A 13,759-nucleotide genomic window follows, 5' to 3' on the forward strand; every position below is an offset into this window, starting at 1 on the left:
CGGCTCTCGGCGTCGCGCGCGCCCTGTTCGATCCAGGCGGCGATCAGCGCGATCTCCGCCTCGTCCAGCCAGGGCGGGCCGTCGTAGGGCATGCGCGGTCGCGCCTGGCCGCGGATGCGGCGCAGCAGCTCGCTGGCCTCGGGCGCGCCGGGGATCACCCGCGCGCGCTCGCCGCTGGCCAGGGCCTCGGCGTGGGAGGTCAGGCGCAGGCCTTCCGGCGGCGGGCCCATCAGGCCCTGGGTGGCGTGGCACTTGCTGCAGCGGCGGGCGAGGATCGGCGCGACCTGCGTCCAGGTGACCGGGCCGTCGACAGTCTGGGCGGGCGGAGCGGGGGCTGCGGCGGCGGGTTCGGCGCCGGCCGGCAGGCCGTCGGCGATCCAGCGCTCGAACAGGGACATCTCGGCCGCGGACAGCCAGGGCGGGCCGGTCATCGGCATGCGCGGCTGGCGTGCGCCGCTCAGGCGCAGCAGCAGCTCGCTGTCCTGCGGCTTGCCGGCGAGCGCCACCGGGCCGCGCTGGCTGCCGGCGCGCAGTCCCTCCAGGCTGTCCAGGCGCAGCCCCAGCGGTGCGCTGGCTCCGGAGTGGCAGAGCACGCAGCGCGCCTGCAGGATCGGCGCGATCTCGGTGTAGGTGACGGCTTGCTGGGCTAGGGCGGCGGCCGGTCCGAGCAGGAGCGGCAGCAGCAGGCGCTGGACGATGGACATGGCGACTCCACAATTCCCTGCGTGGGCGTGTCCTGCAAGCCTAGCCCAGCGCGGCCTGTGCCGATGTGTCGCGGATGGGCTCGCCGGCGCAGCATGGATAATGAGAAACTCTGTCATCCGTGTCCTGCTCGCGGCACTTCGCCGGGGCAGGGCTGATTCCGTTTTCGCCCGCGAGGTGTCCCGATGTCCTTCACCCGCCGACAAGTCCTCGCCGGCCTGGCCGGTCTCGGCGCCCTCGGCCTGGCCGGCGGCGGCGCCCGTTACTGGCTGGGCCGCCCGGCCGACCCCTCCGGCCACGACTACGAGCTGATCGCCGCGCCGCTGGACGTCGAGCTGGTGCCCGGCCACAGGACCGGTGCCTGGGCCTACGGCGGCCAGGCGCCGGGCCTGGAGCTGCGCGCCCGCCAGGGCGAGCGTCTGCGGGTGCGCTTCGTCAACCGCCTGCCCGAGCCGAGCACCATCCACTGGCACGGCATCCGCCTGCCGCTGGAGATGGACGGCGTACCCTACCTGTCGCAGCTGCCGGTGCTGCCCGGCGAGTACTTCGACTACGACTTCGTGGTGCCGGACGCCGGCAGCTTCTGGTACCACCCGCACACTGCCAGCGGCGAGCAGCTCGGCCGCGGCCTGGTCGGTCCGCTGATTGTCGAGGAGCGCGAGCCGAGCGGCTTCCGCCACGAGCGCACGCTGAGCCTGAAGAGCTGGCACGTGGACGGACAGGGCGCCTTCACCGATTTCAGCCTGCCGCGCGAGGCGGCCCGCGGCGGCACGCCGGGGCGGCTGTCGACGGTCAACGGCGCGCATGCGCCGACCCTCGACCTGCCGGCCGGGCAGATCGTCCGCCTGCGCATCCTCAACCTCGACAACACCCTGACCTACCGGCTCAACCTGCCGGGCGCCGAGGCACGCATCTACGCCCTCGACGGCAACCCGGTGGCGCCGCGGCCGCTGGGCAGGGAGTACTGGCTGGGGCCGGGCATGCGCATCGAGCTGGCCCTGCGCGTGCCGGCGGTCGGTGCCGAACTGGCCCTGCGCAACGGCCCGCTGCGCCTGGCGACGCTGAAGGGCGTGGCCAGCAGCGAGCCGGCCGGCGACTGGCCGCCGGCGCTGCCGGCCAACCCGGTCGCCGAGCCGGATCTGGCGGCGGCCGAGACCCTGCGCTTCAACTTCGAGTGGACCGGCGCGGTGTCGGCCAACCTGGAGCAGGGCGCGGCGCACAGCTTCTGGCAGGTCAACGGCCAGGCCTGGGACATCGGCGACAAGAGCTGCGTCGAGCGGCCGATCGCCACCCTCAAGCAGGGGCGCAGCTACATCCTCGAGCTGCGCAACCTCAGCCAGTACCAGCACCCGATCCACCTGCACGGCATGAGCTTCAAGGTGCTGTCCTCCAACCGCCGGCGCATCGAGGCGCCCTGGTTCACCGACACCTACCTGCTGGGCAAGCAGGAGACGGCGCGGGTCGCGCTGGTGGCCGACAATCCGGGTACCTGGATGTTCCACTGCCACGTGATCGACCACATGGAGACCGGGCTGATGGCGGCGATCGCGGTGGCCTGAGCGGGGAAGGCGGGGTAGGGCGTAGGGTGGTGCAACTCGCGCAGCGATTGCCCACCAGTCATGCAGCGCCGCGGCCTGCGCTCATCGGTAGAAAATCGCTGCGCGAGTTTTCTACCCTACGGTCCGGGTGGCCTTCGGGGCTGTGCGGGCTTGACTCGGCGCCGGCTTTTCCCAAACTGGCGGGCTTTCCTCCAGCTGCAGCCTTCCCATGAAAAGACCCGTGATCATCGACCGCAGCCAGGACGAGCGCTTCATGCGCGAGGCGCTGGCGCTCGCTGCCGAAGGCGCGGTGCGCGGCGAGGTGCCGGTGGGCGCGGTGCTGGTGGTCGCTGGCGAGGTGGTCGGCCGCGGCTTCAACTGCCCGATCTCCACCCACGATCCCAGCGCCCACGCCGAGATGGTGGCGATCCGCGATGCGGCGCGCAACCTCGAGAACTACCGCCTGGTCGGCAGCACCCTGTACGTGACTCTCGAGCCGTGCAGCATGTGCGCCGGGCTGATCATCCATTCCCGCGTGGCCCGCGTGGTCTACGGCGCCACCGAGCCCAAGGCCGGAGTGGTGGAGAGTCGCGGGCGTTTCTTCGAACAGGCCTTCCTCAATCACCGCCTGCTGGTCGAGGGCGGCGTGCTGGCCGCCGAGTGCGGCGCCATCCTCAGCGAGTTCTTCCGCCTGCGCCGGCAGAAGGGGTAGGCGACGGCCTACAGCTGCGGCTCGACCTTGGGCGGGGTCTTGTCGACGCCGGGGCGGTGCAGGCCGCGGTCGGCCACCTGGCTGCCTTCCAGCTGCGGCTGGGTGACCCAGGTGAGGATGTCGTAGTAGCGGCGGATGTTGTTGACGAAGTGCACCGGCTCGCCGCCGCGGGCGTAGCCGTAGCGGGTCTTGCGGTACCACTGCTTCTGCGAAAGGCGCGGCAGCATCTTCTTCACGTGCAGCCACTTGTTGGGGTTCAGGCCCTCGGCCTGGGCCAGCTTGCGCGCGTCCTCCAGGTGGCCGCCGCCGACGTTGTAGGCGGCCAGGGCGAACCAGCTGCGGTCCGGCTCCTTGATGCTGTCCGGCAGCGCGGCGTGCACCTCGGTGAAGTAGCGCGCGCCGCCCTGGATGCTCTGCCGGGCGTCGAGGCGGTTGGCCACGCCCATCGCCGTGGCGGTGCGCTGGGTCAGCATCATCAGGCCGCGCACGCCGGTCTTGGACACCGCGTCGGGCTGCCACATCGACTCCTGGTAGCCGATCGCGGCGAGCAGGCGCCAGTCGATCTTGTACTGCTCGGCGGCCTTGCGGAAATGCTGCTCGTAGCGCGGCAGGCGCTGCTGCAGGTGCTTGCCGAAGGTGACGGTGCCGACGTAGCCGAGCACCTCGATGTGCCCGTAGTAGCGTTCGTTGAGCTGCTGCAGGGTCTTGTCCTGCTGCGCTTTGGCGAGGAAGGCGTTGATCTCCTTGAGCAGGCTGTCGTCCTTGCCCGGCGGCACCGCCCAGGCCAGGTGCCGGTCGCTGTCGAGATCGAAGGCCACGCGCACGTTGGGGTAGCCGAACTGGCTCATCGCCAGTTCGTTGGAGCCGACCAGGGTCAGGTCGATCTGCCCCTCGTCGACCATGCCCAGCAGGTCGGCGATCTCGACCTCGTCGGACTCGCTGTAGTTCAGCCCGGGCAGGCGCTGCTTGAGTTCGGCCAGGCGCTCGGCCTGGATGCTGCCCTTGATCACGGTGATGCGCTTGCCGACCAGCTGCTCGGGCTTGGTCGGCCGCGGCTGGCCGTTGCGGTAGACCACCTGCAGGGTGACATCCAGGTAGCCCCGGCTGAAGCGCGCCTGCGACTGGCGCGCGGCGGATTCGACCAGGCCGGCGGCGGCCAGGTCGGGGCCGTCCGGCGCATTGAGGCGCGCGAACAGCTCGTCGATGGTGTTGGCGGTCTCGAGCTCCAGCCTGACGCCCAGGCGCTTGGCGAACTGCTCGGCCAGCTCGTACTCGAAGCCGGTTTCGCCGTTGCGGTCCTGGTAGTAGGTGGTCGGGCTGTTGCGGGTGATCACGCGCAACACGCCGTCCTCCCGGACCCGCTCGAGGGCGGTGGGCGGTTCGCCACACGCGCTGAGCAGCAGGATCAGTACGGTCGTCAGCAGCCAGGCGCTGTGACGCAGGCGAAGGGCATTGAGACTGAACATGGATGGAGTATACGCAAAGCGTGGCGGGGTCCATACCTCGACGGTCGGATGGTGGGGCGGGCGGCGACGGCTGCGGGTGCCCGGCTGGGCGCTTTGCGCTAGAATGCCCAGTCTTTCGCACTCCTTGCCCAAGAGGCTGTTCCGACAATGCTGATCCTGCGCGGCACCCCCGCCCTTTCTGCCTTCCGTCACGGCAAACTGCTCGAGCAACTGACCCAGAAAGTGCCGGCGGTCGCCGGCCTGTACGCCGAGTTCGCCCATTTCGCCGAAGTGTCCAGCGCACTGGACGGCAACGAGGAACAGGTACTGGCGCGCCTGCTGCAGTACGGCCCGAGCGTCCCGGTGCAGGAGCCCAGCGGCCGCCTGTTCCTGGTGGTGCCGCGTTTCGGCACCATCTCGCCGTGGTCGAGCAAGGCCACCGACATCGCCCACAACTGCGGCCTGGGCAAGATCCAGCGCCTGGAGCGCGGCATCGCCTACTACGTGGCCGGCGAGCTGAGCGAGGCCGACGCCGCGGCCGTCGCCAGCGCGCTGCACGACCGCATGACCCAGCTGGTGCTGGGCCGCCTGGAGGAGGCCGAGGCGCTGTTCAGCCACGCCCAGCCCAAGCCGCTGACCGTGGTCGACGTGCTCGGCGGCGGTCGCGCCGCCCTCGAGGCCGCCAACGTCCAGCTGGGCCTGGCCCTGGCCGAGGACGAGATCGACTACCTAGTGAAGAGCTTCAATGATCTGGGGCGCAACCCCCACGACATCGAGCTGATGATGTTCGCCCAGGCCAACTCCGAGCACTGCCGCCACAAGATCTTCAACGCCAGCTGGGACATCGACGGCGAGAGCCAGGAGAAGTCGCTGTTCGGCATGATCAAGAACACCTACGAGATGCACCGCGAAGGCGTGCTGTCCGCCTACAAGGACAACGCCTCGGTGATCGAGGGCTTCACCGCCGGGCGCTTCTTCCCGCAGCCGGGCAGCCACGAGTACGCCGCCCATCAGGAGCCGGTGCACATCCTGATGAAGGTGGAGACCCACAACCACCCGACCGCCATTGCCCCGTTCCCCGGCGCCTCCACCGGCTCCGGCGGCGAGATCCGCGACGAGGGCGCCACCGGTCGCGGTTCCAAGCCCAAGGCCGGCCTGGTCGGCTTCACCGTCTCCAACCTGCAGATCCCCGGCTTCGAGCAGCCCTGGGAGAAGCCCTACGGCAAGCCCGAGCGCATCGTCAGCGCGCTGGACATCATGATCGAGGGCCCGCTGGGCGGCGCCGCGTTCAACAACGAGTTCGGCCGTCCCAACCTGACCGGCTATTTCCGCACCTTCGAGCAGAGCATCGACACCCCGCGCGGTGAAGAGGTGCGCGGCTACCACAAGCCGATCATGCTGGCCGGCGGCCTCGGCAACATCCGCGAGGAGCACGTGCAGAAGGGCGAGATCTCGGTCGGTGGCAAGCTGATCGTGCTCGGCGGCCCGGCCATGCTGATCGGCCTGGGCGGCGGCGCCGCTTCGTCGATGGCCACCGGCGCCAGCTCGGCCGACCTCGACTTCGCCTCGGTGCAGCGCGAGAACCCGGAAATGGAGCGCCGCTGCCAGGAGGTCATCGACCGCTGCTGGCAGATGGGCGACAACAACCCGATCAAGTTCATCCACGACGTCGGCGCCGGCGGCTTGTCCAACGCCCTGCCGGAGCTGATCAACGACGCCGGCCGCGGCGGCCGCTTCGAGCTGCGCAACGTGCCCAACGACGAGCCGGGCATGAGCCCGCTGGAAATCTGGTGCAACGAGTCGCAGGAACGCTACGTGCTGTCGGTCGACGCCGCCGACCTGGAAACCTTCAAGGCCATCTGCGAGCGCGAGCGCTGCCCGTTCGCGGTGGTCGGCGAGGCCACCGAGGAGCGCCAGCTGACCGTCCACGACGAGCATTTCGGCAACAACCCGGTGGACATGCCGCTGGAAGTGCTGCTCGGCAAGCCGCCGCGCATGCACCGCTCGGTGAGCCGCGAGGCCGAGCTGGGCGACGACTTCTCCACCGCCGGCCTCGAGCTGGATGATGCGGTCGAGCGCGTGCTGCGCCACCCGGCCGTCGCCTCCAAGAGCTTCCTGATCACCATCGGCGACCGCTCGATCACTGGCCTGGTGGCCCGCGACCAGTTCGTCGGCCCGTGGCAGGTGCCGGTGGCCGACTGCGCCGTCACCGCCACCGCCTTCGACGTCTACACCGGCGAAGCCATGGCCATGGGCGAGCGCACCCCGCTGGCCCTGCTCGACGCTCCGGCCTCGGGCCGCATGGCGATCGGCGAGACCCTCACCAATCTGGCCGCCGCGCGCATCGGCAAGATCTCCGACGTCAAGCTGTCGGCCAACTGGATGGCCGCCGCCGGCCACCCGGGCGAGGACGCCCGCCTGTACGACACCGTCAAGGCGGTGGGCATGGAGCTGTGCCCGGCGCTGGGCATCACCATCCCGGTGGGTAAGGACTCCATGTCCATGAAGACCCGCTGGCAGGACGCGGGCGAGGACAAGAGCGTCACCGCGCCGATGTCGCTGATCGTTTCCGGCTTCGCTCCGGTGCAGGACATCCGCCTGACCCTGACCCCGCAGCTGCGCCTGGACAAGGGCGAGACCGAGCTGCTGCTGGTCGACCTCGGCCGCGGCCAGAACCGCCTCGGTGGCTCGATCATCGCCCAAGTGTACAGCCGGATCGGTCGCCAGGCGCCGGACGTCGACAGCGCCGCCGACCTCAAGGCGTTCTTCGACACCGTGCAGGCGCTGAACGCCGACGGCAAGCTGCTGGCCTACCACGACCGCTCCGACGGCGGCCTGCTGGCCACCGTCACCGAGATGGCCTTCGCCGGCCACTGTGGCCTCGACCTGCAGCTCGACGCCATCGCCGCCAGTCGCGAGGCACTGGGCGCCGCGCTGTTCAGCGAGGAGCTGGGCGCGGTGGTCCAGGTGCGTGCCGCCGATTCCGCCGAGGTACTCGCCCGCTTCGCCGCCGCCGGTCTGGCCGACTGCGTACAGGTCATCGGCCGTCCGGTCGCCGGTGGCGACATCCGCCTGAACCTGGGCGGCGAGATCGTCTACCACGCCGAGCGGCGCATCCTGCAGCGCATCTGGAGCGAGACCAGCTACCGCATCCAGCGCCTGCGCGACAACGCCCAGTGCGCCGAGCAGGAATACGACCTGCTGCTCGACGAGAGCAACCCGGGCCTGTCGGCCAAGCTCAGCTTCGACGTCAACGACAACGTCGCCGCGCCCTACATCAACACCGGCGTGCGCCCGCGCATGGCGATCCTGCGCGAGCAGGGCGTCAACGGCCAGACCGAGATGGCGGCCGCCTTCCACCGCGCCGGGTTCGCCGTGGTCGACGTGCACATGAGCGACATCATCGCCGGCCGCGTCAGCCTGGAGGACTTCAAGGGCCTGGTGGCCTGCGGCGGCTTCTCCTACGGCGACGTGCTCGGCGCCGGTGGCGGCTGGGCCAAGTCGGTGCTGTTCAACGCCCGTGCCCGCGACAACTTCAGCGCCTTCTTCGCGCGCAAGGACAGCTTCGCCCTCGGCGTGTGCAACGGCTGCCAGATGCTCTCCAACCTGGTCGAGCTGATCCCCGGCAGCGAGCACTGGCCGCGCTTCGTGCGCAACCGTTCCGAGCAGTTCGAGGCACGGGTGGCCATGGTCCAGGTGCAGGAGTCGCCGTCGATCTTCCTGCGCGGCATGGCCGGTTCGCGCCTGCCGATCGCCATCGCCCACGGCGAGGGCCACGCCGAGTTCGCCAGCGAGGAGGCCCTGCTGCAGACCGACCTGTCCGGCTTCGTGGCGCTGCGCTACGTCGACAACCACGGCAAGGTCACCGAGAGCTACCCGGCCAACCCCAACGGTTCGCCGCGCGGCATCACCGGCCTGACCACTCGCGACGGTCGCGTCACCATCATGATGCCGCACCCGGAGCGGGTGTTCCGCGCCGTGCAGAACTCCTGGCGCCCGGACGAGTGGCAGGAGGACGCCGGCTGGATGCGCATGTTCCGCAACGCGCGGGTCTGGGTCGACTGATCCGGCTGCGCCCCTGTGCCTGCCTCGGCAGGCGCAGGGGAGGTGGAGTTCGTCGGGGCGCCTTCGGAAGGCGCCCTTTTTCTGCGTGGAGCGTGCTCCCGTTCACGGATTTGCTGTGGACGGGCCGTTAATTTCGCCGAGATGTCAGGGACGAAGTGCACGGCCGTCATGGGGTCGTGGCACGATCGGTGGCCAAGGGCCACTACCGCCGTAACCCTCTTCGCCCCGGAGTCCTCTGGATGTACAAACTCTGCTTCTTCGTTCCCGAATCCCACCTCGATGCGGTCAAGGCCGCGATCTTCGCCACCGGCGCCGGACGTATCGGCAGCTACGACAGCTGCTGCTGGCAGACCCTCGGTCAAGGCCAGTTCCATCCGCTGCCGGGCAGCCAGCCCTACGAGGGAGCCCAGGGCGAGCTGGCCAGGGTGGCGGAATGGAAGGTGGAAATGGTGGTGGCCGACGAGCTGATCCATGCCGCGGTCAAGGCCCTCAAGCAGAGCCATCCCTACGAGACGCCGGCCTTCGACGTCTGGCGGCTGTCGGACATGGTGTTCTGATCCGCCGGCAGGCATGAAAAAGGCGCCGCATCCCTCGATGCCGGCGCCTTTTTCGTTTCCGCGGGTCAGGGGCGGATTTCGATCAGCGTGCCGTCCTTGACCAGGCTCCACACCTCGCGCATGTCGCGGTTGCGCAGGGCGATGCAGCCTTCGGTCCAGTCGAGGGTGTGGAAGTACCACTCGGGGTATTCCTCGTCCAGTGGCGTGCCGTGGATCATGATCATGTCGCCCGGCGGCAGGCCCTTCTGCTCGGCGTGCTGGCGATCCTGTGCGTTGGGGTAGGAGATGTGCATGGACAGGTTGTACTTGTCGCTGGGCTTGCGCCAGTCGATCCAGTAGAAGCCTTCGGGGGTGCGCTTGTCGCCCTGGTAGCGCTTGGGGCCATCCGGGCGCTTGCCCAGCGAGACGCGATAGCTCTTGAGGATCTCGCCGCGGCTGAGCAGGTGCAGCTTGCGCTCGGACTTGACCACCAGCACCTTGTCGACCTTGGTGTTCGAGTCCAGGCCCGGGGTGCTCATCGCCAGGGCCAGGGAGGCGAAGAGGAAACTGCAGAGTACGATCAACCAGCGCATGAAAGGCATTCCAGTGCAAACCAGGGTGGCCGTCAGCCCGGCGGCCGGTTGTTCATGCAGCGCGCCACAGGGGCTGATTGGTCGCGCTGTACCACGGGGAGGCCGGACTGCTGCCGGCTGTGGCGATGGGTGAATTTTAGGCCAGTGGCGGGGGTGGGGGAAGGGTGCGCAGCGGCGGCTGGTCGGCGCCGGCGGCGAGGGCTTGGGCGTGTTGCGTCTTTCATGCCATGATTCATGCATTTCCCATGACGAGAGTGCTCCATGCTGGACGTGCTGCGCCAACGCGTACAGGCCCACACGCCGGGTTCCCTGCCCAGTGACCGCGACTTTCCTGAGGCGGCGGTGCTGGTGCCGGTCACCCGCAGCGCCGAGCCGCAACTGGTACTGACCCTGCGCGCCAGCGGCTTGTCGACCCATGGCGGCGAGGTGGCCTTTCCCGGCGGGCGCCGCGACCCGGACGACGAGTCGCTGGTGTTCACCGCCCTGCGCGAGGCGCACGAGGAGGTGGGGCTGGCGCCGGGCCTGGTGGAGGTGGTCGGCCCGCTGAGCACGCAGATCTCCCGTCACGGCATCAAGGTCGTTCCCTACGTCGGCTTCATTCCCGACCATGTCGACTTCCAGGCCAATCGCGACGAGATCGATGCGGTGTTCAGCGTGCCACTGGAGTTCTTCCGCGAGGACCCGCGCGAGATCACCCACCGCATCGACTACCTCGGCCACAGCTGGTACGTGCCGAGCTACCGCTACGCCGGCTTCAAGATCTGGGGACTGACCGCGATCATGGTGGTCGAGCTGGTCAACCTGGTGTACGACGCCGGCATCCAGCTGCGCGAGCCGCCGCCCCACTACATTCATTACCGTTGAGCGTGCCGAGGAGGCTGCCGATGAAATACCGCCTGGGCGATGCCCGAGTTGAAGCCCATCCCGACAGCTGGGTGGCCCCCGGCGCCAGCCTGGTCGGCAAGGTGCGCCTGGATGCCGGTGCCAGCGTGTGGTTCGGCGCCGTGCTGCGCGGCGACAACGAGCTGATCCACGTCGGCGAAGACAGCAACGTGCAGGACGGCAGCGTGCTGCACACCGACATGGGCTGGCCGCTGACCATCGGCAAGGGCGTGACCATCGGCCACAAGGTCACCCTGCATGGCTGCACCATCGGTGACCACAGCCTGGTCGGCATCGGCGCCGTGGTGCTCAACGGCGCCAGGATCGGCCGCAACTGCCTGATCGGCGCCGGCGCGCTGATCCCCGAGGGCAAGGAGATTCCCGACGGCAGCCTGGTGATGGGCGTGCCGGGCAGGGTGGTGCGCCAGCTGAGCGAGGAACAGATCCGCGGACTGCAGGCCAACGCCGCCCACTACGTCGACAACGCCCGCCGCTACGCCCGCGAACTGGCCGAGCAGGACGACTGATGGTCGAGCTGCAGGACAAGCCGGTCGCCTCGCCCTGCGTGTACGTCTGCGCGCTGGACGACAACGACCTCTGCGTCGGCTGCCAGCGCAGCGGCGACGAAATCACCCGCTGGGGCCGCATGGACAACGCCGAGCGCCGTGCCGTGCTCGCGCGCTGCCGCGAGCGCGCCCTGGCCGCAGGACTGTTGACCCCCCTCTGAGGAAAGCCTTAGTGACCATGATCGGAACCCCGCTGTCGCCGAGCGCGACCCGTGTACTGCTGTGCGGCTCTGGCGAGCTGGGCAAGGAAGTCGTCATCGAGCTGCAGCGCCTGGGCTGCGAGGTGATCGCCGTCGACCGCTACGCCAACGCTCCGGCCATGCAGGTGGCGCACCGCAGCCACGTGATCAGCATGCTCGACGGCGCCGCGCTGCGCGCGGTGATCGAGCAGGAGCAGCCGCACTACATCGTCCCCGAGATCGAGGCCATCGCCACCGATACCCTGGTCGAGCTGGAGGCCGAGGGCTTCACCGTGGTGCCCACCGCGCGCGCGGCGAAGCTGACCATGAACCGAGAGGGCATCCGCCGCCTGGCCGCCGAGGAGCTGGGCCTGCCGACCTCGCCGTACCGCTTCGCCGACAGCTTCGAGGACTACGCCGCGGCGGTCGCCGAGCTGGGCTTCCCCTGCGTGGTCAAGCCGATCATGAGCTCTTCCGGCAAGGGTCAGAGCCTGCTGCGCGGTGCGGACGACGTGCGCAAGGCCTGGGACTACGCCCAGGAAGGCGGCCGCGCCGGCAAGGGCCGGGTGATCGTCGAGGGCTTCATCGACTTCGACTACGAGATCACCCTGCTCACCGTGCGCCACATCGGCGGCACCACCTTCTGCGCGCCGGTCGGCCACCGCCAGGAGAAGGGCGACTACCAGGAGTCCTGGCAGCCGCAGGCGATGAGTCCTGCTGCGCTGGCCGAGTCCGAACGCATCGCCCGTGCGGTGACCGAGGCCCTCGGCGGCCGCGGCCTGTTCGGCGTCGAGCTGTTCATCAAGGGCGACCAGGTGTGGTTCAGCGAGGTGTCGCCGCGCCCGCACGACACCGGCCTGGTGACGCTGATCTCCCAGGACCTCTCCGAGTTCGCCCTGCACGCGCGGGCCATCCTCGGCCTGCCGATCCCGGCGATCCGCCAGTTCGGCCCTTCGGCCTCGGCGGTGATCCTGGTCGAGGGCGAGTCGCAGCAGGTCGCCTTCGGCAACCTCGGCGCCGCGCTGGCCGAGGCGGATACCGCGCTGCGCCTGTTCGGCAAGCCGGAAGTCAGCGGCCAGCGGCGCATGGGCGTGGCGCTGGCGCGCGACGAGTCGATCGAGGCGGCGCGCGCCAAGGCGCTGCGCGCGGCGCAGGCGGTCACTGTCGAGCTGTAAGCGGCCCGGGCAGCGAAAAGGCCGGCCACCCTCGCGGGTGCCGGCCTTTCTTTTGATCTGTGGGACGGCGACGGCTCATTCGTCCTCGTGCCGGCCGGGCTCGGCCCGCCAGGCGCGTACGCGCTTCACGCGGTTTTCCTCGGCCTGGAGGATCTCCAGGCGATAGGGGCCGATCTTCAGGCATACGCTGCTGTCGGGGATGGTTTCCAGCGCCTCGGTGACCAGGCCGTTGATGGTGCGCGGGCCGTCGCAGGGCAGGTGCCAGCCCAGTTCGCGGTTGACCTCGCGGATGTTGGCGCTGCCGTCGACCACGAAGCTGCCGTCGTCCTGGGGGTGGACGGACGGCTCGCGCAGGCCGGGCTGGGTGGTGAACTCACCGACGATCTCCTCGAGGATGTCCTCGAGGGTGACCAGGCCAATCACCTCGCCGTACTCGTCGACCACCATGCCCATGCGCCGCTTGAACTTCTGGAAGTTGATCAGCTGGGTCGACAGCGGGGTGTTTTCCGGCACGAAGTAGGGCTCCACGCAGGCGCTGCGCAGCGCCTCGTGGGTCAGCTGGCTGTGGGTCAGCAGGCGGGCGATGCGGCGCATGTGGATCACCCCCTCGACCTGGTTGAGGTCGTGGCGGTACACCGGCAGGCGGGTGTGGCTGGTGCTGCGCAGCTGGGCGACGATCTGCCCGATGTCCTCCTCGAGATCGATGCCGATGACCTCGTTGCGCGGGATCATGATGTCGTTGACCGAGACCCGCTCCAGGTCGAGGATGCCCAGCAGCATGTTCTGCCGGTCGAGCGGCAGGCCGCCGCCGGCCTCGCGCACCACGCTGCGCAGCTCCTCGGCGGACAGGCCTTCCTGGCGGTGCTGTGCCGGGTCGATGCCGAGCAGGCGCAGCAGGCCATTGCTGATCGCGCCGGTGACCCACACCAGCGGGTGGAGCAGGCGCATCAGCAGCAGCAGCACGCGGCTGGCCGGGTAGGCGACCTGTTCCGGGCGCAGGGCGGCCAGGGTCTTGGGGGTGATCTCGCCGAAGATCAGGATGACGATGGTCAGCACCACGGTGGAGATGGCGATGCCGGCCTCGCCCCACAGGTCCACGGCGATCACCGTGGCGATGGAGGCGGCGAGGATGTTGACCACGTTGTTGCCGACCAGGATGGTGCCGAGCAGGCGGTCGGGGCGGCTGAGCAGCTCGCTGGCGCGCCGGGCGCCCTTGTGCCCCTCGCGCGCCAGGTGGCGCAGGCGGTAGCGGTTGAGGCTGAGCATGCCGGTCTCGGAGCTGGAGAAGAACGCCGAGCAGGCGATCAGGAATACCAGCAGTCCGAACAACAAACCCGAATGGAGATCGCCCACGGCGTCGGCAGTC

The 13,759-nt window shown here is 69.5% G+C and carries 12 protein-coding genes; 8 read left to right on the top strand and 4 right to left on the bottom strand.

The window, feature by feature from the left end:
- Nucleotides 1-704: c-type cytochrome domain-containing protein (locus E5198_RS09525; RefSeq protein ID WP_136489761.1), on the bottom strand; the 704-nt coding region annotated here is incomplete at its 3' end.
- A gap of 183 nt (nt 705-887) precedes the next feature.
- On the opposite strand from E5198_RS09525, the gene E5198_RS09530 reads away from it, so the two are divergent.
- On the top strand, nt 888-2,261 hold the full coding sequence (locus E5198_RS09530) for a multicopper oxidase family protein (RefSeq protein ID WP_136489762.1): 1,374 nt from the start codon (nt 888-890) through the stop codon (nt 2,259-2,261).
- Between the two features lie 208 nt (nt 2,262-2,469).
- A complete protein-coding gene (tadA, locus tag E5198_RS09535) occupies nt 2,470-2,952 on the top strand; it encodes a tRNA adenosine(34) deaminase TadA (protein ID WP_136489763.1) in 483 nt (160 codons plus the stop codon).
- Between the two features lie 8 nt (nt 2,953-2,960).
- Here the strand turns inward: tadA and mltF are convergent, their stop codons facing one another.
- The gene (mltF, locus tag E5198_RS09540; protein WP_136489764.1) at nt 2,961-4,418 is read right to left on the bottom strand and encodes a membrane-bound lytic murein transglycosylase MltF; all 1,458 of its coding nucleotides are present in this window, start codon (nt 4,416-4,418) and stop codon (nt 2,961-2,963) included.
- Nucleotides 4,419-4,565: 147 nt separating this feature from the next.
- Between mltF and purL the strand changes: the two genes are divergently transcribed.
- Nucleotides 4,566-8,462, top strand: coding sequence for a phosphoribosylformylglycinamidine synthase (gene purL, locus E5198_RS09545; protein ID WP_136489765.1), 3,897 nt, complete (start codon nt 4,566-4,568; stop codon nt 8,460-8,462).
- A 239-nt stretch (nt 8,463-8,701) separates the two neighbouring features.
- Nucleotides 8,702-9,019, top strand: a complete 318-nt coding sequence (locus E5198_RS09550; protein ID WP_136489766.1) for a YqfO family protein — start codon at nt 8,702-8,704, stop codon at nt 9,017-9,019.
- A 65-nt stretch (nt 9,020-9,084) separates the two neighbouring features.
- Here E5198_RS09550 and E5198_RS09555 read toward each other — a convergent pair whose 3' ends face one another.
- On the bottom strand, nt 9,085-9,591 hold the full coding sequence (locus E5198_RS09555; RefSeq protein ID WP_136489767.1) for a murein L,D-transpeptidase family protein: 507 nt from the start codon (nt 9,589-9,591) through the stop codon (nt 9,085-9,087).
- Between the two features lie 261 nt (nt 9,592-9,852).
- Here E5198_RS09555 and E5198_RS09560 point away from each other — a divergent pair, with 261 nt between their 5' ends.
- Genes E5198_RS09560 through purT form a run of 4 tightly spaced genes read left to right on the top strand, consistent with a single transcriptional unit; the run spans nt 9,853 to nt 12,393 of the window.
- A complete protein-coding gene (locus E5198_RS09560) occupies nt 9,853-10,455 on the top strand; it encodes a CoA pyrophosphatase (RefSeq protein ID WP_136489768.1) in 603 nt (200 codons plus the stop codon).
- A 20-nt stretch (nt 10,456-10,475) separates the two neighbouring features.
- Entirely contained in the window at nt 10,476-11,000 is a 525-nt protein-coding gene (locus E5198_RS09565) for a gamma carbonic anhydrase family protein (protein ID WP_136489769.1), read from the top strand.
- Nucleotides 11,000-11,200 (top strand): DUF1289 domain-containing protein, encoded by a 201-nt coding sequence (locus tag E5198_RS09570; protein ID WP_136489770.1) that lies wholly within the window; start codon nt 11,000-11,002, stop codon nt 11,198-11,200. Before E5198_RS09565 ends, E5198_RS09570 begins: the two co-directional genes overlap by 1 nt.
- Nucleotides 11,201-11,211: 11 nt before the next feature.
- On the top strand, nt 11,212-12,393 hold the full coding sequence (gene purT, locus E5198_RS09575; protein ID WP_136489771.1) for a formate-dependent phosphoribosylglycinamide formyltransferase: 1,182 nt from the start codon (nt 11,212-11,214) through the stop codon (nt 12,391-12,393).
- A 75-nt stretch (nt 12,394-12,468) separates the two neighbouring features.
- Here the strand turns inward: purT and E5198_RS09580 are convergent, their stop codons facing one another.
- A complete protein-coding gene (locus E5198_RS09580) occupies nt 12,469-13,746 on the bottom strand; it encodes an HlyC/CorC family transporter (RefSeq protein ID WP_136489772.1) in 1,278 nt (425 codons plus the stop codon).
- Nucleotides 13,747-13,759 lie beyond the last annotated feature (13 nt).

This window comes from Pseudomonas sp. A-1, from assembly GCF_004801855.1.
Lineage (GTDB): Bacteria > Pseudomonadota > Gammaproteobacteria > Pseudomonadales > Pseudomonadaceae > Geopseudomonas.